The sequence below is a fragment of the Aeromonas sp. QDB54 genome, assembly GCF_027707385.1.
GTDB classification, from domain to species: domain Bacteria; phylum Pseudomonadota; class Gammaproteobacteria; order Enterobacterales; family Aeromonadaceae; genus Aeromonas; species Aeromonas hydrophila.
Map to the genome: position 1 here is coordinate 1 of NZ_JAPCIT010000025.1, position 18,694 is coordinate 18,694.

20 protein-coding genes are annotated in these 18,694 nt (G+C 60.4%); 8 read left to right on the forward strand and 12 right to left on the reverse strand.

Annotated features, from left to right (window positions below; translation table 11 throughout):
* Positions 1-352: 352 nt before the first annotated feature.
* Positions 353-985, forward strand: coding sequence for a LysE family translocator (locus PG881_RS19990; RefSeq protein ID WP_158196702.1), 633 nt, complete (start codon positions 353-355; stop codon positions 983-985).
* Positions 986-1,067: 82 nt separating this feature from the next.
* Here the strand turns inward: PG881_RS19990 and fis are convergent, their stop codons facing one another.
* Both fis and dusB read right to left on the reverse strand, forming a co-directional pair.
* Positions 1,068-1,364, reverse strand: coding sequence for a DNA-binding transcriptional regulator Fis (fis, locus tag PG881_RS19995; protein WP_005309538.1), 297 nt, complete (start codon positions 1,362-1,364; stop codon positions 1,068-1,070).
* Between the two features lie 25 nt (positions 1,365-1,389).
* The gene (gene dusB, locus PG881_RS20000) at positions 1,390-2,355 is read right to left on the reverse strand and encodes a tRNA dihydrouridine synthase DusB (protein WP_011707259.1); all 966 of its coding nucleotides are present in this window, start codon (positions 2,353-2,355) and stop codon (positions 1,390-1,392) included.
* A 290-nt stretch (positions 2,356-2,645) separates the two neighbouring features.
* On the opposite strand from dusB, the gene PG881_RS20005 reads away from it, so the two are divergent.
* From PG881_RS20005 to PG881_RS20020, 4 genes are all read left to right on the forward strand, one after another.
* Positions 2,646-4,034, forward strand: coding sequence for a TolC family protein (locus tag PG881_RS20005; protein ID WP_270802424.1), 1,389 nt, complete (start codon positions 2,646-2,648; stop codon positions 4,032-4,034).
* Between the two features lie 73 nt (positions 4,035-4,107).
* The gene (locus PG881_RS20010; RefSeq protein ID WP_270802426.1) at positions 4,108-5,112 is read left to right on the forward strand and encodes an HlyD family secretion protein; all 1,005 of its coding nucleotides are present in this window, start codon (positions 4,108-4,110) and stop codon (positions 5,110-5,112) included.
* Positions 5,112-6,257 carry an ABC transporter permease gene (locus PG881_RS20015; RefSeq protein WP_270802428.1) on the forward strand — a complete coding sequence of 382 codons (1,146 nt, stop codon included), beginning with the start codon at positions 5,112-5,114 and terminating at the stop codon, positions 6,255-6,257. The genes PG881_RS20010 and PG881_RS20015 overlap by 1 nt, the downstream gene beginning before the upstream one ends.
* A 64-nt stretch (positions 6,258-6,321) precedes the next feature.
* Positions 6,322-7,542 (forward strand): ABC transporter permease, encoded by a 1,221-nt coding sequence (locus PG881_RS20020; RefSeq protein ID WP_270802430.1) that lies wholly within the window; start codon positions 6,322-6,324, stop codon positions 7,540-7,542.
* A 59-nt stretch (positions 7,543-7,601) separates the two neighbouring features.
* Here the strand turns inward: PG881_RS20020 and PG881_RS20025 are convergent, their stop codons facing one another.
* From PG881_RS20025 to PG881_RS20040, 4 genes are all read right to left on the reverse strand, one after another.
* Positions 7,602-8,237 carry an SDR family oxidoreductase gene (locus PG881_RS20025; RefSeq protein WP_270802432.1) on the reverse strand — a complete coding sequence of 212 codons (636 nt, stop codon included), beginning with the start codon at positions 8,235-8,237 and terminating at the stop codon, positions 7,602-7,604.
* A gap of 134 nt (positions 8,238-8,371) precedes the next feature.
* Positions 8,372-9,226, reverse strand: coding sequence for a DnaA ATPase domain-containing protein (locus PG881_RS20030; RefSeq protein ID WP_270802434.1), 855 nt, complete (start codon positions 9,224-9,226; stop codon positions 8,372-8,374).
* A gap of 69 nt (positions 9,227-9,295) precedes the next feature.
* Positions 9,296-9,973 carry a DnaT-like ssDNA-binding domain-containing protein gene (locus PG881_RS20035; RefSeq protein WP_270802436.1) on the reverse strand — a complete coding sequence of 226 codons (678 nt, stop codon included), beginning with the start codon at positions 9,971-9,973 and terminating at the stop codon, positions 9,296-9,298.
* A 49-nt stretch (positions 9,974-10,022) separates the two neighbouring features.
* The gene (locus tag PG881_RS20040; RefSeq protein WP_270802438.1) at positions 10,023-10,211 is read right to left on the reverse strand and encodes a hypothetical protein; all 189 of its coding nucleotides are present in this window, start codon (positions 10,209-10,211) and stop codon (positions 10,023-10,025) included.
* A 102-nt stretch (positions 10,212-10,313) separates the two neighbouring features.
* Here PG881_RS20040 and PG881_RS20045 point away from each other — a divergent pair, with 102 nt between their 5' ends.
* The gene (locus tag PG881_RS20045; protein WP_017410997.1) at positions 10,314-11,285 is read left to right on the forward strand and encodes a response regulator; all 972 of its coding nucleotides are present in this window, start codon (positions 10,314-10,316) and stop codon (positions 11,283-11,285) included.
* Between the two features lie 73 nt (positions 11,286-11,358).
* Here the strand turns inward: PG881_RS20045 and PG881_RS20050 are convergent, their stop codons facing one another.
* The 3 genes from PG881_RS20050 to PG881_RS20060 form a co-directional block, all read right to left on the reverse strand.
* Positions 11,359-12,756: a peptide MFS transporter gene (locus PG881_RS20050; RefSeq protein ID WP_011707249.1), complete on the reverse strand. Its 1,398-nt coding sequence runs from the start codon at positions 12,754-12,756 to the stop codon at positions 11,359-11,361.
* 213 nt (positions 12,757-12,969) lie between these two features.
* Complete coding sequence (galU, locus tag PG881_RS20055; protein WP_270802442.1) at positions 12,970-13,881, reverse strand: UTP--glucose-1-phosphate uridylyltransferase GalU; 912 nt, start codon at positions 13,879-13,881, stop codon at positions 12,970-12,972.
* Between the two features lie 94 nt (positions 13,882-13,975).
* Entirely contained in the window at positions 13,976-14,296 is a 321-nt protein-coding gene (locus tag PG881_RS20060) for a ComEA family DNA-binding protein (protein ID WP_270802444.1), read from the reverse strand.
* 167 nt (positions 14,297-14,463) lie between these two features.
* Between PG881_RS20060 and cysQ the strand changes: the two genes are divergently transcribed.
* Entirely contained in the window at positions 14,464-15,234 is a 771-nt protein-coding gene (gene cysQ, locus PG881_RS20065; protein ID WP_270802446.1) for a 3'(2'),5'-bisphosphate nucleotidase CysQ, read from the forward strand.
* 80 nt (positions 15,235-15,314) lie between these two features.
* Here the strand turns inward: cysQ and PG881_RS20070 are convergent, their stop codons facing one another.
* From PG881_RS20070 to PG881_RS20080, 3 genes are all read right to left on the reverse strand, one after another.
* On the reverse strand, positions 15,315-15,611 hold the full coding sequence (locus PG881_RS20070; protein WP_270802447.1) for a YciI family protein: 297 nt from the start codon (positions 15,609-15,611) through the stop codon (positions 15,315-15,317).
* 25 nt (positions 15,612-15,636) lie between these two features.
* Positions 15,637-16,188 (reverse strand): septation protein A, encoded by a 552-nt coding sequence (locus PG881_RS20075; RefSeq protein ID WP_024946223.1) that lies wholly within the window; start codon positions 16,186-16,188, stop codon positions 15,637-15,639.
* Between the two features lie 104 nt (positions 16,189-16,292).
* The gene (locus PG881_RS20080; RefSeq protein WP_259232737.1) at positions 16,293-17,798 is read right to left on the reverse strand and encodes an aminotransferase class V-fold PLP-dependent enzyme; all 1,506 of its coding nucleotides are present in this window, start codon (positions 17,796-17,798) and stop codon (positions 16,293-16,295) included.
* Positions 17,799-18,022: 224 nt separating this feature from the next.
* Here PG881_RS20080 and trhA point away from each other — a divergent pair, with 224 nt between their 5' ends.
* A complete protein-coding gene (trhA, locus tag PG881_RS20085) occupies positions 18,023-18,658 on the forward strand; it encodes a PAQR family membrane homeostasis protein TrhA (protein WP_016351856.1) in 636 nt (211 codons plus the stop codon).
* Positions 18,659-18,694 lie beyond the last annotated feature (36 nt).

An 18,694-nucleotide genomic window follows, 5' to 3' on the forward strand; every position in this document is an offset into this window, starting at 1 on the left:
CGAGAGTAGGACACTGCCAGGCACCCAATACAAGAAACCCCGCTCATCTGAGCGGGGTTTTTTATTGCCTGAAATTCAGCGTGTTGTGGTCTTGGTGCCAGCTCTAATTATTGCTCCCCCTTTGTCGTGAATACTTCAGTACCGCTAGATTGGTGTTGTTGAACTCTCGATATCTCGATGTTTATCTCCTCATTTTCAAATCTCACCATTCCCTCCGTCCATCGGATCTGATCGCTTGTAGCACTTGAACTGTCCAGCTATTCCATTCGTCGATGATCACTATTGCTGCTGCGGGGGATGACAAGGAAGGCGGGATCCATAGACTGTCTCTTTCAGGCATAAGGAGCTGTGTATGTTGGGGATCCACGATCTGGCGTTGTTTGTCGTATCCGGTCTGCTGTTGAACATGATGCCGGGACCGGACTCCCTGCTCATCATGCTGCGCAGCGGGTCACAAGGTTGGCGGGCCGGTTCGGTGGCGGCGCTGGGAATAGGGACGGGCACCATGGTGCATGTGCTGGCGGCGGCGCTGGGACTGTCGGCTCTGCTGAGTGCCTCGGCCGAGCTGTTCACCGTCATCAAGTTGATGGGGGCGCTCTATCTGGTCTATCTCGGCGTGTCTATGCTCTGGCAGAGGAGTGGCACTTCAACGTCTGTGGATGGGGCTGTGTCGCTGCCTGCGCTCTCCTACGGCCGGATCTTCCGGCAAGGGTTGCTGACCAATGTGCTCAATCCCAAGGTAGCCCTGTTCTTCCTCGCCTTTGTTCCCCAGTTCATCGCTCCCGATGCACCGCAGAAGGCGCTGGCCTTTGTCGTGCTGGGCTGCATCTTCAATTTCAACGGCATGATCTGGTGCCATCTGCTGGCCTTCTCGACCGCCTATGCGAGTCGCAAGGTGACCTTGCCTGGCTGGTTGGGCCGCTGGCTCAACCGCTTGATGGGAGGCTTGTTCGTGGGGCTTGGCATCAAGCTGGCGGTGGAGTGAGAGGGTAAACGCCGGGCATAGAAAAAGGCGTATCCCATCGCTGGGATACGCCTTCGTCTGCACTGCAGCAGGCTGACTGAAATCAGTTCATGCCGTAGCGCTTGAGTTTCTTGCGCAGAGTACCGCGGTTGATGCCCATCATCACGGCGGCGCGAGTCTGGTTACCACGGGTGTACTGCATGATCACGTCCAGCATGGGAGCTTCGACTTCGGAGAGAACCATATCGTACAGATCAATCACTTCCTGACCGTTCAACTGGGCCAGGTAGTTACGCAGGGCCTGTTGCACAGAGTCACGCAGGGGGCGCTGGGTCGGCTCGGCAGCGTGATTGTGAGTAGTTGTTACCAATGCATCAGAAGTCAGGGTTTGTTCGAACATATTCGGTCGGCTCTTTAGTTATGCGTTAACCTAATCCATCGAAATACGCTTCGAGTGCCTCGAGTTGTGCATCTGCACAATCCAGGGCATTGAAGTGCTTACGGAATTCTCGGCCCGTCTCTTCTTCATCCAGATACCAGCCCACGTGTTTACGGGCAATGCGCGCTCCCAGATATGCACCATAAAACTGGTGCAGGTTGGTTACATGCTCGTTCATCAGGGTGCGAACCTCTTCCCTTTCGGGAGGCGGCAGCTTGGTGCCCGTCTCAAGAAAATGACGGATTTCCCGGAAAATCCAGGGTCGTCCTTGCGCAGCACGGCCGATCATCACGGCATCAACGCCGGTATAGTCGAGGACATACCGGGCCTTCTCCGGGCTGTCTATGTCGCCATTGGCGACAACAGGAATCGATACGGCCTGCTTAATCGCCCTGATAGTGTCGTACTCCGCCTCGCCCCGATAGAGGTCGGTACGGGTACGACCATGCACGGCAAGGGCCGCGATACCGCAATCTTCGGCGATTCGGGCGATCTCCTCGCCATTGCGGTTATCCGGATCCCATCCTGTGCGGATCTTCAAGGTGACAGGTACCTCCACTGCGTCCACTACGGCCCGGCAGATGGTTCTGACCAGGTCGGGTTGGCGCAGCAGGGCGGAACCTGCCAGCTTCTTATTCACTTTTTTTGCCGGACATCCCATGTTGATGTCGACGATCTGAGCGCCCTGCTCCACGTTGTAGCGGGCAGCAAACGCCATCATCTCGGGGTCGGCTCCGGCAATCTGGACCGATCGCAAGCCACCTTCTGCAGAGTGATCCATTCTCATCCTGGTTTTCTGGGTATCCCAGACATCCGGGTTGGCCAGCAGCATCTCGGAAACGGCCATGCCGGCGCCCAATCGCAAACAAAGTTCACGAAATGGTCGGTCTGTTACACCGGCCATGGGAGCCACAATCAGGGGAGTTTCAAGCGTGTGGGGACCTATCTGCATTCCACGGTTACCATCGGCTTAGGGCGGCGTATATTACGCATTTTTTAGTCAGGAGAAAAGGTTAGTATTTGAGCGTCAGCCATTTTTTTCTGAAAAAAACGTCGTGCCAAGGCTTGCAAATTCAGGAGTGCTTGAAAATCAGGCATATTGTCGGGGTGAGTTTACGGGGCCAAATGAGCGAGGGACTCGACGATTTGCCTGTCCCCATCCGGTTGGGGTTTGCGCTATGATAGCGAGCTTGAATCGAGCAAAGGCTCCAAACAATTTTATTACAAACAGATTGGGGATGTATGACGTCAAGGTTCATCAAATCTCTCTACCCGTGTCTGCTGGGTGCCGTGCTGGGTTCTGCCCAGGCACAGACCGTCAGTTTCGGCGAGGCCTGGAGCCGGGTCATCCAGCAGGATGACGGGCTGGCGGCGGAACAGGCCGGTGTGGACCGGGCGCAACAGTTGCGCGAGGCGGCCAAGGCCATGTATCTGCCCGACATCAGTCTGGGGGCGGATTATGCGCGCATTTCCAAGCCGGATCTGATGGGGTTGGACGACAAGCTGGAAAATTCTCCCGCATTGGGCGCCATTCTGGGGCAGATGGGGATCGACTCCAAATGGCTGGCCTCGTCGCTGACCGAGCAAAATCGCGTCACCAGTTCGGTCAGAATGCTCTGGCCCCTGTTTGTCGGGGGGCGGATCGATGCGATGCAGGATATTCGGTCCGCACAGGTGGATGAAGCCAAGGAGTTGCTGGCCATCAAGCAGCAAGCCAGCTTCGAGAGCCTGTCCCAGACCTATTTCGGCGTGGTGCTGGCGGCGCAGGTGGTGCAGACCAAGCAGGAGATAGAGCAGGGGCTGGCCCGCCATCTGGATCATGCCAGGAAGCTGGAAGCCCAGGGCCAGATCGCCAAGGTCGAGCGGCTGTCGGCCCAGTCTGCCTATGACAGGGCGCGCATCGATACCCAGAAGTCCCGCCGCAGCCTAGAGATCGCCGAGCTGGCGCTGGATCGCATGATCAAGCTCAAGGGAGCCGAACCGGCTACCCAGCTGTTCATCAATGACGATGTGCCCCCCTTGGCGGCCTTCGTCGAGGATACGCTGACGGTGCACCCGGGTCTCAAGATGCTGATCGCCAAGCGTGAGCAGGCGAAGGCGATGATCCGGGCCGAGAAGGGCAAATATGCACCCGAGCTCTTCATGTTCGGCAACTACAACCTCTACGAACGAGATACCCTGGCCGCGAAGATCACCCCTGACTGGGTGGTCGGGGTCGGCGTCAGCATGCCGCTGGTGAGCCGCGACGGCCGCTCCGAGACGGTACAAGCGGCCAAGAGCGCCGAGCTGCAGGTCAATCTGCTGCAGGCCAAGACCCGCGAGGATCTGGAGCTGCTGGTCGAGAAGACCTGGCGCGAGGCGGCGCAGGGGCTGGAAGAGTACCAGTCTCTCTCTTCCACTCAGGCGCTGGCCGAGGAGAACGTGCTGCTGCGGGACAAGGCATTCGGGCAGGGGCTCTCCACCTCGCTGGATGTGGTGGATGCCCAGAACCAGCTGGCCGGGGTCAAGACCCAGCGTGCCGCTGCCGCCTATCAATATGTGATCTCGCTGGCGCGCCTGTTGGCACTCTCCGGTCAGATGAACAGTTTCAATCAATATCAGCATGGTCAGGCGATCGAGGTGAATTCATGATCGCGGCCCTGTCTGTCCCGTTTTCCATGTCTGTTTCGACCGCCAAGGGTCGCCCGTTTGTCGAGGTGAATGCATGAGTCATCCCCCCATCAAGAAGAAGATGAGCCAGGCCAAGCCGCTGCTGCTGCCACTGGCGCTGGTCCTGCTGGTGATCTGGCTGGGCTGGCGTTTCTGGCTCGCCTATCAGCCCGAGCCGGTGCGCTTGCAGGGCCAGGTTGAGGCGCAGCAGTATTCGGTCTCCTCCAAGGTGGCGGGCCGCATCGACGAGGTGCTGGTGAAGAAGGGTGACCGGCTGGCCCGGGATCAGCTGGTGTTCACCCTGGCCAGTCCCGAGATCGAGGCCAAGCTGAGCCAGGCCAAGGCGGGTCAGGCTGCGGCCGGGGCCATGGCCGAGGAAGCAGAGAAGGGCGCGCGTGCCCAGCAGATCGCGGGTGCCAAGGATCAGTGGCAAAAGGCCAAGGCGGCAGCCCTGCTGCGGGCCAAGACCTATGAGCGCATCGCCAGCCTGCACCGGGATGGCGTGATGCCGTTGCAGAAACGGGATGAGGCCTGGACCGCCTGGCAGGCAGCCAAGTACAGCGAAGGCATGGCCTGGCAGCAATACCAGATGACCCTGGAAGGGGCGCGGGAAGAGACCAAGGTGGCGGCGCGCGAGCAGGCCAACATGGCGGCGGGTTCGGTGGCGGAAGTTGAGGCCTATCTGGCCGATACCCGCATCGCCAGCCCGCACGCGGGGGAGGTGTCCCAGGTGCTGCTGCGCAGCGGTGAGCTGGCGCCACAGGGCTTCCCTGTGGTGACCCTGCTCGATATGCAGGATGCCTGGGCCCAGTTCCATGTGCGCGAAGATCTGCTGCCCCGTTTCGCGCTGGGCACTGAGTTCGATGCCACCATTCCGGGCCTGGGTGAGCAGACGGTGCGCTTCAAGGTGACCCACGTGGCCGTGATGGGGGATTTTGCCACCTGGCGTGCCACGGATACCCGTCAGGGCTTCGACATGAAGAGCTTCCAGGTGGAGGCGCGCCCCTTGCAACCGGTTGACGGTCTGCGAGTCGGCATGAGTGTGCTGGTCGAACTCTGATGAGACGCGAATGGCGGCTGTTGTGGCAGGATCCGTTCGGTCGTGCCCTGATGAGCTGGGTTCCCTTGTTGTTGATGGGGACTATCTGCTGGATCTTCTCGGCCGGGCTGGCCCGGGATCTCAACGTTGGTCTGGTGGATCTGGATCAGAGCGTCCTCTCCCGTCAGCTGGCGTTCTCGCTGGACGGTTCCGCCGGTCTGCGCCTTGCCGGCCAGTTCGACTCCATCGACGAGGGGGCACGCGCCCTGCGCGGGGGGGACATCTATGCCCTGGTGGTGATCCCTCACCATCTGGAGCGGGATGCCCGTCAGGGTACCCAGCCCAAGGTGACTGTGTTCAACAACAGCCAGTTCATCCTGATCGCCAAGCTGGTCAACTCGGCCTTGTCCCAGGTGGTGGGGACCCTCAACGGCCAGGTGGGCGTACTGGCCGCCATGGCCGATGGCAAGGTCATGTCCGGCGCCCTGGGGCAATCCGTGCCCATCAGCAATCAGGTGACGGCGCTCTACAACATCAACTCCAGCTATGCCCAGTTCCTGCTGAGTGCCCTGTTGCCGGCGGTGTGGCAGATCCTGGTGGTGCTCTATGGGATCAACGCCCTGGCCCGCACCGATCGGCTGGGGCTGGACTGGACCAGCCAAGGGGTCTGGTTCGGCCTCTGGCGCACTTTGCTGCCCCATGTGTTGATTGGGTGGGCCTGGGGTCTGGCGTGGAGCCTGATGCTGTTCAAGGCGTTTGGCTATCCGATGCAAGGCAGCTGGCTGGTGCTGACACTGGGACTGGGGCTGGCTTCGGCCGCCTGTGTCAGCATGGGGGCCTTCTTCTACGGCGTCATCCGGGATCCGGCCCGCGCCCTGTCGCTGGCGGGCGCCTATACGGCACCGGGCTTTGCTTTCATGGGCGTGACCTTTCCGGTCAGTGCCATGGGAGACTTCGCCCAGTTCTGGCGCAGCCTGCTGCCCATCTCCCACTATGTGGAGCTGCAGATAGGGCAGACCAACTACGGCCAGCCGTTCGCTGCGGCCCTGCCCCAGCTCGGCGCCTTGCTGCTGTTCCTGCTGCCCCTGTTGCTGGTTGTTCGTCGTTACCAGCAGCAGGCCGAGCTGGCGCGCCAAGCTGCCGATAAGGAGCCTGCCTCATGCTAGATTTTTGGGGTTTGATACGGCTCGAACCGTGCTCTGCTGCCGGGCAGTGGAAGGAGTGGATGTCATGCTAGGTTTTTGGGATCTGCTGCGGCTGGAGCTGCGTACCCTGCTGGCCGATCGGGCCATCATGCTGACCCTGTTTGGTGGTGTCTTCTTCTACTCCTTCCTCTACCCGCAGCCCTACCTGCAGCAACTGCCAAGGGAAGAGCCTGTGGTGGTGGTCAATGAGGATGGCAGTCAGCTCTCCCGTCAGCTGGAGTTCATGGCCGATGCCACCCCGCAGGTGAAACTGGTGGCACGGGCCAACAGCCTGGAAGAGGCGCGCCAGCAGCTGATGGCGGGGAAGGGGAGCGGCATACTGCACATTCCCCGTCACTTTTATCGGGATCTGATGCAGGGCAGGAGCGTCACCCTGAGCTATGCCGGTGATGCCTCCTACTTCCTGGTCTACGGCACCATAGCCGAGGGGCTGGCCCTGGCGGGTGGCAGCCTGGCGGCCCAGATCAAGGTCACGCGTCTGCTCAGTCAGGGTGAGGCGCTGCCGCAGGCGGCCATGGGCTGGAACTCGGTGGGGCTCAATGTGCTGCCGGTGTTCAACCCCACCATGGGCTATGTGAACTACGTTGTGCCCGCCGTGTTCGTGCTGATCCTGCATCAGGTGCTGCTGATGGGCACCGGGATCCTGGGGGCAACCCAGAATCAGCGCAGCGGTCGCGGGGAGTCTGGCTATTGGCAGAGCGCCCCCGTGCTTGCCCTGCTGCTGGCCAGAACCTTGGTGGTGGGCGGGCTGTTCGTGCTGCCGGTGACCTACTTCTTCGGCTTCTGTTTCGATCACTACAACATAGTGCGCACCGCCGAGCCGGCCGAGCTGTGGCTGTTCACCCTGCCGTTCCTGCTGGCAACCACCTGGCTTGGCATAGTGCTGGGGGCCCTGTTTACCCGCCGGGATCTGCCGACCCAGGTGGTATTGCTCTCCTCCATGCCGCTGGTCTTCCTGGCAGGCTTCATCTGGCCGCTGGAGCTGATCCCGACCCCCCTCAACTGGCTGGCCCAGTGGGTGCCGAGCACCCCGGCCATCGAGGGCTTCTTGCGCCTCAACCAGATGGGGGCCGAGTTTGCCCAGGTTTCCCGCTACTGGTGGCAGTTGTGGGGGCTGGCACTGCTTTACGGCGCTCTGGCTTGTCTGCTGCTGCGCTGGCGCCAGCGGTCGCTTGTGGACGAGGCTGCCGCGTCGGGCGGGGTGGCTGCGGAGACGGCAACTGAGCCTGGCCCCTCTGCCAGCTAGACGACATCAGACAGTAAAACGGTCAGCCCTGGGGCTGACCGTTTTGTTATCCGGATTGCTCACCCCCGGCTGAGGGTGGGATCGCCTATGGCGTAGATCTGTCCCACTGCCCGCTCATCGTTCAGCAGTTGCAATCCATGGTCCGCCACATCGGCGCGGCGCACCAGACCGTGCACCTCGCTCCCCTGGCTCAACACGGCCTGCCCTGTGGCCTCGCCATCCTGCAAGCCGGCCGGGCGAACTATGGTCCAGGTCAGCGCGCTGGTCTGCAGCCAGCTCTCCGCCAGACTCTTCAAGCGTACCTCGTGACCGAAGGCGGCCCTGGCCCGCTCGGGCAGGTATTGCCAGCTGTCACCGCAACCCAGCGAGGTGACCAGCAGCAGACGTTTGAGCCCGGCCAGCTCCATCTGATCGATCACCTGGCGGTTGCCTTGATAATCGACGGGGGTCGGCTGGCGGAAGCTGCCGAGGGTCGAGATCACCCCGGCCTCGTCACCTGCGAGTGAGCAAGCCTGCGCGACGGCCTGATGGTCGAGGGCGTCTCCCTCAACCACCTCGACTCCCAATGCGCGCAGCTCGGCGGCCATCTCCGGGTTACGGACCAGGGCCACGACCCTGTGGCCCTGGCGCAGGGCGTGTTCGGTGAAGGCGCGGCCCAGCCCGCGGCTGGCTCCGAAGATGAGTGTGGTTGGCATTGTGCTGCTCCCTGTGATGAAAGGGGTAGCCTAGAGGGTTGGCGTAGCGCTGTAAATGAGAGTTGTTTTTATTTGAGGGGGTTAGCAGGAGAAATGCGGCGAGCCGCGGGCGGGTGGCCCGGGCTCGCACAGGATCAGCCGTTGTAGTGGCCTATGTTGGGGCGACGGCTGGGACCGCTCAGGTGGATATCCACCGGATTGAACGCCTTGATCGCCTCGAAGCTGAAGTCGCCGATAGCCTGATGCAGGCTCTGCGGGCTGTGGTTGGTGATGATGATGACGCTTTTCGACAGGTTGCGCCGGCGGCGCAGCAGGTGGCCGAGGAAGCTGGACTGGCTCTCCGCCATCTTGGCGCGGTTGGCCGACACCTCGTCGATGATCAGCAGGTCGACCTCTTCCAGTGCACGGCGGTACTGGTTGCGCTCCTCCTGATCCTGGATCACGTTGAAGAAGAGGCGGTCCACTATGGAGGCCCACTGCTGGAAGATCACCGATTTCTGGTGACGTTCGATCAGTTCATGGGCCACGGCGCCCGCCAGGGTCGACTTGCCGGTGCCGTAGTCGCCATAGATCAGCATGCAGCCGCCGCCGCTCTTCTCCCAGTGCTCGAAGCCGCTGATGAAGTAGCGAGCCGTCTCCATGGGGTATTGCAGCGCCGGATCGGTGGCATCCATCTTCTCGAATACCCAATCCGGGTTGAGGTCGGCCTGGGCGATCAGCTTCTGGATCCGCTCCTGGCGAGCCGCCTTCTGCAGCTCGCGCACCTCGGCGTTGGCCTTGGCGTCGTACTCCTTGCGCAGGGTTTCGTAGTCGTACTGGCTGCCGCCGGTCTCTTGCTGAAGGCGACGAATGCGCTCCAGCAGGCCTCCTACGTGGCGACTCAATTCCGGATCGTGAATGCGATGATCCTGCTTGGCCTTGGCGATCTTCTGGCGCTTGGCTTCGATCTCTTCCAGCTCCTGGCGCAGGGGATCGTGCGGGTCAGTCATGGAATGCTCCTTCTGCTCGGTCTGGGGTGGGGATAGGTCTCTGATTTTGCCTGCTGGCGGTGCCTGCTATCAATCATTATCCGGTTCCCGTGGCTGGCCGGCCAGCCGCTTGGCCTCTTCGATCATCTCCTGGGCCCGCTTGCTTGGGCCCGCCTCGACCGGTGCCTGGGTCACCTGTTGGTAGCCCTGCACCTCCATCGGCTTGCGGCGGGTATAGCGGCGGGTCTTGAGGGCGCGGATGAACTTGAGCATCCACTGGTGCTGGGAGTCGAACACCTCGGGCCGCCCCAGCCAGTAGGCGATGAACTCGCCGAGATCCTCTTCGCTGTAGCTGGCATCGATCACCCCGCACAGGCGGGCGAGGGCTGGCAGCTCTGCATCCGGGCGCCATTGCAGGTGCATCTGGAACGGGCGCTCCGGCAGCGGGCTGCGCACCCGCTGGGTCAGCAGTGGCAGCTGGAACGGGCACTGATGGTAGTGCTCACTGTCTTTTTGCGCCTCGACTTGCAGCAAACCCGCCTCCATCAGCTCATCGAACAGCTCGGTCAGCTGGCGAGCATTGACCTGAAAGGAAAAACCGCTGGGATCGCCCGGGTCGACCACCGCCAGCGCCCGGCCGAGTTCGGGGTAGTTGAGCCTGGCCAGCTGATTTTCCAGCACCAGTCGGCGCAGCTGCAGGGTATAGAGGCTGCGGGCCGGGTGGGACAATCTGGGATGGGCGAGGGCGCTGTATTCGGCAGGGGTCATGGCATGCTTCATTGACGGACGTGGCGGTATTATCCCCCATGGCGGAGCCTCATACAATTGATGGCATGCCCGGCACCGCCGGCGGGTGGCCGGCTCGCCCGCGATCGGGGTTGCTTGTTTTCGTATGACGCTGTTTTTTTGTCAGCCAAGTTGCAAAGCGGAGAAAAAGCTGGGTTTCGATGAGCATCATTAGCTGCTTTATTTCAAGCAGTTGGCCGCCAGAATAGCTAGCGAGCATGGATTTTTCGGCGATTATTCAATCATCTGATTGGTCAATGCAGTCGGTTATGGTCTAGGCTTGAGGCTAAATAACTGGTTGACTAATAAGAGCTTTATCAAGATGTCAAAAGCCGGACTACGGATCCTGGTGGTGGAGGACGAAGCGGTTTTTCGCCACTCGCTGGTCAATTATCTCGCTCACGATGGTGCCTGCGTTTTCCAGGCCGAAGACGGCATTGAAGGTCTCTCTGCCGCTGCCCTCTATCACCCCGATGTGGTGTTATGTGATTTGAACATGCCCAACATGGATGGGCATGAGGTGATCGCCTGCCTCACAGCCCGCTACCCCCATATTCCTGTCATCGTCATCTCGGCCCAAAGCAAGATGGAGGCGGTCGAGCGAGCGCTGCGCGCCGGCGCCCGCGATTTCCTGCTCAAGCCCATCTCTGACTTCGGCCAGGTGCGTCGCAGCATAGAGCAGTGCCTGAGCGCCAACCACGGTTATGGACAACAGCTGGAGTTGATGGAGCACATCGACTTCTTTCGCGAACACGACCAGGCGGCGACCCGGCTGCTGGCCTGGTTGAAGCCGCCGGGCTTGCAGGAGTGGGGGCCCTGGCAGGTCACCTTTGAAGGGATGGGCAATCTGTTCATTCCCGATACCTTCAAGGTGGATGACAAGCTGCTGGTGCTGGTGATGGAGCTGCCGATCCTCGGGGTGGATGCCGCCTTCTGCGGCGCCCTTGTGCGCTCCCTGATGAACGCCCCGTATCGCCAGTTTCAGCGTGGCGAGAGTCTGCTGCTGACCCAGCCCCACCGGTTGCTTGATTACCTCAATCTGCAGCTGGTCGAATCCGGCCTGCGCCACTCCTTCGCCATGGCCGCCCTGTTGTTTGATCAGGAGGACGGGCTGGTCTTTGCCAATGCCGGGCTGACTTCGCCCCATTGGTTGGTGCGCTCTGGCGGCCTGCCTCTCGGTCTGCTGCGTACCAGCCACTACGCCTTGCACAGGCGCAGCTGGCATGAACCCTTTGATCTGCAGTTTCGCAGTGACAGCGGCAGTGCCCTGCATGTGCAGGTTCGACATCATTGAGGCCGTGTCAGACGGCCACATACAAAGAGGGCGCCCAATGGGCGCCCTCTTTGTTGCTGACAATCTTGACCGCTTAGACGGCGGCAGATTGCAGCTTCTTGTCGTGTTCCTGCGGCTCTTTGGCCGGACCTTCTGCACCGTGCATCCAGTAGACCAGGCGATTGGCCATGGTCAGCAGGATCAGCGCGCTGATCACGGCGGCCAGTGCGATGCCACCGAAGATGGCCATGGCACCGGATTCGCCGACGAAGGAGCCGATGAAACCGGCGGCATAGTTGGCCAGGGCCACGAAGCCGAACCAGGCACCCATCATCAGGGAGGCCAGGCGCAGCGGAGCCAGCTTGGTCACCATGGAGAGGCCGATCGGGGAGAGGCAGAGCTCGCCCAAAGTGTGGAACAGGTAGGCACCGACCAGCCAGAACATGGAGGTCTTGACGGCCTGATCACCACCTTGCTCCAGCACGGCACCGATCATGAACAGGAAGCCCACGGCCAGGAACAGCAGACCCATGGCGAACTTCACCGGGGAGTTCGGCTCTTTCTTGCCGAGCTTGATCCAGATGGCGGCAACGATGGGGGCCAGCGTGATGATGAAGAAGGGGTTCAGGGACTGGAACCAGGCGGTCGGCACTTCGAAGCTGCCGATCATGCGGTCGGTATACTCCTGCGCGTACAGGTTCATCAGACCACCGGCCTGCTCGAAGCCAGCCCAGAAGATGATGGTGAACAGACCCAGCACCAGGATGACCTTAATGCGATCCACTTCTTGCTTGGTCAGCGGAGCCTTCTGCTCCTTGGAGCGCTGCTCGGCGGCGCGCTGGGCGGCCGGCACGCGGCCGATGTCACCCAGGAAACGCTGAGCCATGGTGGCCTGTACCACCAGGGAGAGCAGCATGCCGATACCGGCGCTGACGAAGGCGGCTTGCCAGCCATAGGCGGTTGCGGCAGCGCCACAGATCACGCCGGCCAGCAGGGAGCCCAGGTTGATACCCATGTAGAAGATGGTGAAGGCACCGTCACGACGGTGGTCACCTTCCTGATACAGGTCACCCACCATGGTGGAGATGTTGGGTTTGAACAGACCGTTACCCACGATAAGCAAGCCGAGACCCGAATAGAAGACGGTGTTGACCATGTCCGGGAACATGGCGTGCGGCAGCGCCAGGGTAAATTGGCCGGCGGCCATCAGCACGGCACCAAACAGAATGGCGCGGCGTTGGCCGAGGAAGGTATCTGCCAGCCAGCCGCCGATGATCGGGGTGATGTAGACCAGACCGGTATAGATGCCGTACAGCTTGAGGGCATCGGCCTGAGTCCAGCCCATCCCGCCGTTGGCAGTCATGTCAGTCAGATAGAGCACGAGCACGGCACGCATGCCGTAATAGGAGAATCTCTCCCACAGTTCGGTACTAAAGAGCAAAAAAAGCCCTTTAGGGTGACCTAAAAAGGTCCCTTTGGACGGATTATTCATTGGAACTTCCACCTGTGTCTTATATTTTTTTAGAAATTTTATGCAAGGGCTAGGAACAAGCCATAATCCTTATAGAACAAGCGTGATTAAATTACAATATTATGATTTAGCGATATTTTATCTATCAATGGTTGAATATATGTTTATAAAATGAAAAAGGGCATCGAATGATGCCCAGTGTTTTATTCTATTAATAGGTTAAATATTCAGCTATTACAGCTGCTTGGCAAACTGTTTCAACCAAGTGATAAATTCGCCGTTCAGTTCCGGATGGCGCACTGCATATTCCACATTGGCTTTCATGTAACCAAACTTGCTGCCGCAGTCGTGGCTGCGCCCTTTCATGAAGTAGGCATTCACCTGCTCCTGCTCCATCAGCATGGCGATGGCATCGGTCAGCTGGATCTCGTCACCGGCACCGGCGGGGGTCTTCTCCAGCAACGGCCAGATGTTGGAAGAGAGCACGTAACGGCCGACCACGGCCAGATTGGAGGGGGCCTCGTCACGGGGCGGTTTCTCGACGATGGCCTGCATCGGCAGAGACATGCCCTCGCTCAGCGCTTCTCCCTTGATGTCGGCGATGCCGTATTTGTCCACTTCGCTCTCGGGGACGGCTTCCACCATGATCTGGCTGATGTGATCCTCTTCGAACATGTGCACCATCTCGGCCAGGTTGTCCTGCTTGAGGTCGCTGGAGACCTCATCGATCAGCACGTCCGGCAGCAGCACCGCAAACGGGTTGTCGCCGATCAGCGGACGGGCGCAGAGCACTGCGTGTCCCAGACCTTTGGCTTCCCCCTGGCGGACGTGCATGATGGTGACGTCTTTCGGGCAGATGTGTTGCACCTCTTTCAGCAGTTGCCGCTTGACCCGCTTCTCGAGGGTCGCTTCCAGCTCGAAGCTCTTGTCGAAGTGGTTTTCGATGGAGTTCTTGCTCGAGTGGGTGACCAGAATGATCTCCTTGATGCCGGCGGCGATGGCTTCGCGCACTACATACTGGATCAGCGGTTTGTCGACGACGGGCAGCATCTCCTTGGGGATGGCCTTGGTGGCTGGCAGCATACGGGTGCCCAGACCGGCGACGGGAAGAACGGCTTTGCGTACAACGAGCGGTGTCTTTTTCATGGAGAGAGTCCAGAGATACAAAGTGGGCCCATGATACCCGAAGAAAAATAGGGCAGCCACAGGCTGCCCTTATGATGAAAGGGGTATGGATCGGTTACTTGACGATAATCATGTCCCGATTTGCTTCCAGCGTGGCTGGCCCGATGCCGCTCACATCGGCCAGCTGATCCACGGTAGTGAACTTGCCCTGCTTCTCGCGGTAATCGACGATGGCCTGAGCCTTCTTCTCGCCAATGCCCTTGAGCGCAGTCAACTCATTGATACTGGCGGTGTTGAGGTTCACCTTGCCGCTCTCCTTGGCGGTAGTGACCGTGGTTGCCGGCTTGGTAGCAGGCTTGTCGGCGGCCAGCAGAGGCTGGCTGAGCAGGGGCAGGCAGCTCAGCAGCAGGGTGGCGGTCAGGGTCTTGTAGTTCATGGCGGCACGTCCTTGTGTGGTTTGGTATGCCTATTGAGAATTAGCCGAGTCGCGCCACTTTTTGTCTGTCATATATGACACTGTATAAGTCAGAGCAAACGGCTATAAGCTTCCTTTATCCAAAATAGGTACAATATGCTAACCATTTGACCAGGATGTCTTTTCTTATGTTTTTTCCCGCGATTTCCGAGCTGGAGCCCATCGCCCGTGCCGCCGGTAACGCCATCATGGCCATCTACAGTCAGCCCTTTGCGGTAGAGTACAAGCAGGACGAAAGTCCCTTGACCGCCGCCGACAAGGGCGCGCACGAGGTGATCGTGCAGGCGCTGGCCCGGCTGACGCCCGAGATCCCCGTGCTGTCGGAGGAGTCCGACCCTGAACTGATGACCGCGCGACTCGGCTGGCCCCGCTACTGGCTGGTGGACCCGCTGGACGGCACCAAGGAGTTCGTTTCCCGCAACGGTGAGTTCACCGTCAATATCGCCCTGATTGAAGAGGGGACTCCGCGCTGGGGACTGGTCTATGCCCCGGTATTGGACCAGCTCTGGTATGGCGGCAAGGGGCTGGGGGCCTGGCGGGTGGCTAATGGCAAGCGTGAGGCTATCCAGAGCCAACCTCATCAGGAAGGTATGCCTTGGCGGGTGGTAGGCAGCCGCAATCACCTCTCCCAGGCCACCCTGGATTACCTAGCGGGCTTTGGTGACATGGCGCGGGGCGAGATTGAGCTGGTCTCCATGGGCAGTTCGCTCAAGTTCTGCATCATCGCCGAAGGGGGGGCCGAGCTTTACCCGCGCCTCGCCCCCACCTGCGAGTGGGATACCGGTGCGGCGCAGGCGGTGCTGGAGGGGGCGGGTGGCAGCGTCACCCAGCTCGATGGCTCGCCGCTGTGCTACAACAAGCCGGACATCCTCAACCCCTGGTTCGTGGCCAAGGCATAAAACGGGATATCGGGATACAAAAAGGCCGGACTGGCGTGAACTGCCAGTCCGGCCTTTTTTATTTCGCTATTCGCGTTGGGTCAGAAGACCTTCTTGAACGGCTTGATGGTCACCTTGGCATAGACACCGGCCGCCACATAGGGATCGGCATCGGCCCAGGCCTTGGCATCCGCCTGTGAGGCGAACTCGGCGATGACGGTGCTGCCGGTAAAGCCGGCATTGGCCGGATCCTCGGCATCGATGGCCGGGTTGGGGCCGGCGGTGAGCAGCCGCCCTTCATCCTGCAGCGCCTGTAGCCTGGCCAGATGGGCCGGGCGCGCCTGCTTGCGCAGCGGCAGGCTGCCCTGGACATCTTCGGAATAGATGAGATACCACATGAGACGATCCTTTTCTTGATGGCAGTTATTTTTTCATTTCATTTTTCTGCTCGGCGGGCAGGTGGCGATAGAGATAGACACCGCTTAGCAGAGTGAATACCAGGGTCATGCCAAGCAGACCGAATACCTTGAAGTTGACCCACATCTCCTGCGGCAAGTTGAAGGCCACATAGAGGTTGAGCAGGCCGCAGACGGTAAAGAAGCCGACCCAGCCGAGGTTGACCCTATCCCAGACGGGATCCGGTGCTTGCAGCTCCTTGCCCAGCATCTGCTTGATCAGGTTTTTGCCAAAGCCGTAACGGCTGATGAGCAGGCCCAGCGCAAACAGTACGTTGATGACGGTGACTTTCCACTTGATGAAGGTGTCGTCGTGGAAGAAGACGGTGAGACCACCGAAGAAGCCGACCAGCAGGAAGGTGAACAGCTGCATCTTCTCGACCTTGCGATAGCGGATCCAGCTGTAGGCGAGCTGCAGACCGGTCACCACCACCAGGGCACCGGTCGCCATGTAGATGTCGTAGAACTTGTAGACTGCAAAGAAAACGATAAGAGGAATAAATTCAATAAATTGCTTCATGTCTGGCTCGTCGCCCTCAAAAGTGGACCGCAAAATTTGATTCAGTGTACCTGCCCGATGGGCAACGGCAAATGAATAAGACCGCTCATTCGCCAGCCAGTTCCTCAGCCAAATAGCTGCCTTGCGATCTCGGCGCCCAGCCGCTGCTGATCCGCCAGCAGATCGCGGATGTGGCGCTCTTCGATGAGCGGATTGAGCAGCACGGCCCGCAGCAGGGTGAGCGGCTGGGTGCCGTAGCGCCCCACTGCGCGCTGGGTGCGGGAGACAAAACTGTGCCCCTCGGCGCGCTGAGTCTTCTGCAGGGCAACGTTGAAGGTATTGACCTGTTCGTTGGCGGCCTCGTCCAGCACCTTGCCCTGCAGATGAGGGGGGATGCAGCGATAGGAGAGCAGGTTCATCACCGGGGCCGACATCAGTTCGAAGGCTGGATCCTGGTCGATAAGGCCGGCCATCAGGCGGGCCCGGTCGTAGTTGGCCTCGATGAGCTCGGCATAGCCCTGCTGGCCGAACAGCTGGAAGGCGGCATCCAGATAGAGGGCGTTGGCCGGGCGGGTGCCCTCCAGGGTAAAGCGCCCCTGATCAAAGGAGCTGGCGCGGATGGCGTAGGGGGCTTCCCGCTTGACCGCCATCATCAGGTCTGGCTGGCGGCAGAGCAGCATGCCGGTACCTAGCGGCACCAGCAGTTGCTTGTGGCCATCCAGGGTGACGGTATCGGCTCGCTCGATCCCCGCCAGCAGCGCCTGATAGCGGGGGGAGAACAGGGTCGGGCCGCCCCAGGCGGCATCCACGTGGAAGTGGATCTGCTCGCGCTCGGCGATGTCCGCCAGCTCAGGCAGCGGGTCGATGGAGCCGAAATCGGTGCTGCCGGCCACGCCGACCAGTGCCAGCACCTTGAGTTTCTGCTCCTTGCATTGGGCAAGGGCCTGCTCCAGCGCGGCCATGTCGAGCCGGTTCTGGTCATCGGTGGGGAGGCGCCAGACGCTGCGCGCCCCCAGCCCCAGCAGATCCATCCCCTTGTCGAAGGAGTAGTGCATCAGCCGCGAGCCCAGGATGACGGCGCCGCGATAGCCCTGCTCATAGAGCGCGAACAGGTTGTCGCCGCAGGCGCGGTTGCGGGCCAGCCAGAGGGCGGTGACGTTGGCGATGGTGCCGCCGCTGGTCATGACGCCGAGGGCGGCATCCTTGGCATGCATCTGGGCGTCATAGAAGAGATCGTCGGCGCGATAGATGAGACGGTGCAGTTTGGCCAGCACCTCCCGTTCCAGAAAGCTGAGCAGACGGGAGGACTCCATCTTCATCGGGTTCTGGTTGAGCATCACCACCAGGCGGGACAACTCGGCGGTGAAGGCCGGTAACGGGGCCGTCATGTGGCCCATGTAGCGTGGCGAGGTGAGGTGGGATGCGCCAGGCACCAGGGTGGCCAGCCGGGCCAGGTACTCATCCATGGCGATGCCGGTGGCCGGCATGCGGGATTGATCGAGCTGGTGGGTGAACTGCTCGCGCTGGTAGGGAGCCTGACTGTCATCCGAGTGGTGGAAGGTCTCCAGCAGATCCGTCATGGCCTGGCCGAAGGCCGGATCCGGTAGTGCAAACAGTTCAGTCAACTTCATCAGGTTCTCCAGACCGGGTTGCCAGGGAGTCACTGGGTGGTGAGCAAGCGCGGTGGCAACAGCTACGTGGGCATCGGCCGCAGAGCATACACCAAAGGCCAGCGGGTGACAGCCATGCGCATCTCCTCAACGCACGGCAAATGGCATGAAAATCACTTTAAGCTAACACTTGTACTCTGAAATGGCGGCAGCTAGAGTGAGCGCAGTTTGGGCAGGAGTATGCAATGAGCAGTGTGACGGATTATTCGCCCCGCGAGGAGCTGGCCAACCGCCTCAGCCACGGCCTGGGGCTGGTGTTGGGGATCCTGGGGTTGGTGTTGTTGTTGAACAAAGGCTGGGCACAGGGCCCTCAGGCGCTGGTCAGTTACAGCCTCTATGGTGGCAGCCTGGTGTTGCTTTACTTGGCCTCGACCCTCTACCACAGCATGGCGGAAGGGCCGGCCAGACGCTGGTGCAAGGTATTCGACCACTGCGCCATCTATCTGCTGATCGCCGGTACCTATACTCCCTTCCTGCTGGTGGCACTCGACACGCCGCTGGCACAGGGGTTGATGGTGGTGATCTGGGGGCTGGCACTGGCGGGGGTGGTGTTCAAGCTGCTCTTCATCAACCGCTTCAAGAAGCTGTCGCTGTTTACTTATCTGATGCTGGGCTGGCTGTCGTTGCTGGTGGTCTATCAGCTTTACATCCATCTGGAGGGGGAAGGCTTGCTGCTGCTCGGGTTGGGTGGTCTCATCTACAGCCTGGGGGTGATCTTCTATGTGGCCAAGCGCATTCCCTACAACCACGCCATCTGGCATCTGTTCGTGCTGGGGGGCAGCGTTTGTCACTTTATGGCCATTTATGGCTACGTCGCCTAACTAGCCCTTAATTGGTATTTTTTGCTGCTCAAAAGG

Bases quoted from the DNA above. Each gene is read 5' to 3' on its own strand.
- PG881_RS19990 (WP_158196702.1), top strand. From the start codon at position 353: ATGTTGGGGATCCACGATCTGGCGTTGTTTGTCGTATCCGGTCTGCTG.
- fis (WP_005309538.1), bottom strand. From the start codon at position 1,364: ATGTTCGAACAAACCCTGACTTCTGATGCATTGGTAACAACTACTCAC.
- dusB (WP_011707259.1), bottom strand. From the start codon at position 2,355: ATGCAGATAGGTCCCCACACGCTTGAAACTCCCCTGATTGTGGCTCCC.
- PG881_RS20005 (WP_270802424.1), top strand. From the start codon at position 2,646: ATGACGTCAAGGTTCATCAAATCTCTCTACCCGTGTCTGCTGGGTGCC.
- PG881_RS20010 (WP_270802426.1), top strand. From the start codon at position 4,108: ATGAGTCATCCCCCCATCAAGAAGAAGATGAGCCAGGCCAAGCCGCTG.
- PG881_RS20015 (WP_270802428.1), top strand. From the start codon at position 5,112: ATGAGACGCGAATGGCGGCTGTTGTGGCAGGATCCGTTCGGTCGTGCC.
- PG881_RS20020 (WP_270802430.1), top strand. From the start codon at position 6,322: ATGCTAGGTTTTTGGGATCTGCTGCGGCTGGAGCTGCGTACCCTGCTG.
- PG881_RS20025 (WP_270802432.1), bottom strand. From the start codon at position 8,237: ATGCCAACCACACTCATCTTCGGAGCCAGCCGCGGGCTGGGCCGCGCC.
- PG881_RS20030 (WP_270802434.1), bottom strand. From the start codon at position 9,226: ATGACTGACCCGCACGATCCCCTGCGCCAGGAGCTGGAAGAGATCGAA.
- PG881_RS20035 (WP_270802436.1), bottom strand. From the start codon at position 9,973: ATGACCCCTGCCGAATACAGCGCCCTCGCCCATCCCAGATTGTCCCAC.
- PG881_RS20040 (WP_270802438.1), bottom strand. From the start codon at position 10,211: ATGCTCGCTAGCTATTCTGGCGGCCAACTGCTTGAAATAAAGCAGCTA.
- PG881_RS20045 (WP_017410997.1), top strand. From the start codon at position 10,314: ATGTCAAAAGCCGGACTACGGATCCTGGTGGTGGAGGACGAAGCGGTT.
- PG881_RS20050 (WP_011707249.1), bottom strand. From the start codon at position 12,756: ATGAATAATCCGTCCAAAGGGACCTTTTTAGGTCACCCTAAAGGGCTT.
- galU (WP_270802442.1), bottom strand. From the start codon at position 13,881: ATGAAAAAGACACCGCTCGTTGTACGCAAAGCCGTTCTTCCCGTCGCC.
- PG881_RS20060 (WP_270802444.1), bottom strand. From the start codon at position 14,296: ATGAACTACAAGACCCTGACCGCCACCCTGCTGCTGAGCTGCCTGCCC.
- cysQ (WP_270802446.1), top strand. From the start codon at position 14,464: ATGTTTTTTCCCGCGATTTCCGAGCTGGAGCCCATCGCCCGTGCCGCC.
- PG881_RS20070 (WP_270802447.1), bottom strand. From the start codon at position 15,611: ATGTGGTATCTCATCTATTCCGAAGATGTCCAGGGCAGCCTGCCGCTG.
- PG881_RS20075 (WP_024946223.1), bottom strand. From the start codon at position 16,188: ATGAAGCAATTTATTGAATTTATTCCTCTTATCGTTTTCTTTGCAGTC.
- PG881_RS20080 (WP_259232737.1), bottom strand. From the start codon at position 17,798: ATGAAGTTGACTGAACTGTTTGCACTACCGGATCCGGCCTTCGGCCAG.
- trhA (WP_016351856.1), top strand. From the start codon at position 18,023: ATGAGCAGTGTGACGGATTATTCGCCCCGCGAGGAGCTGGCCAACCGC.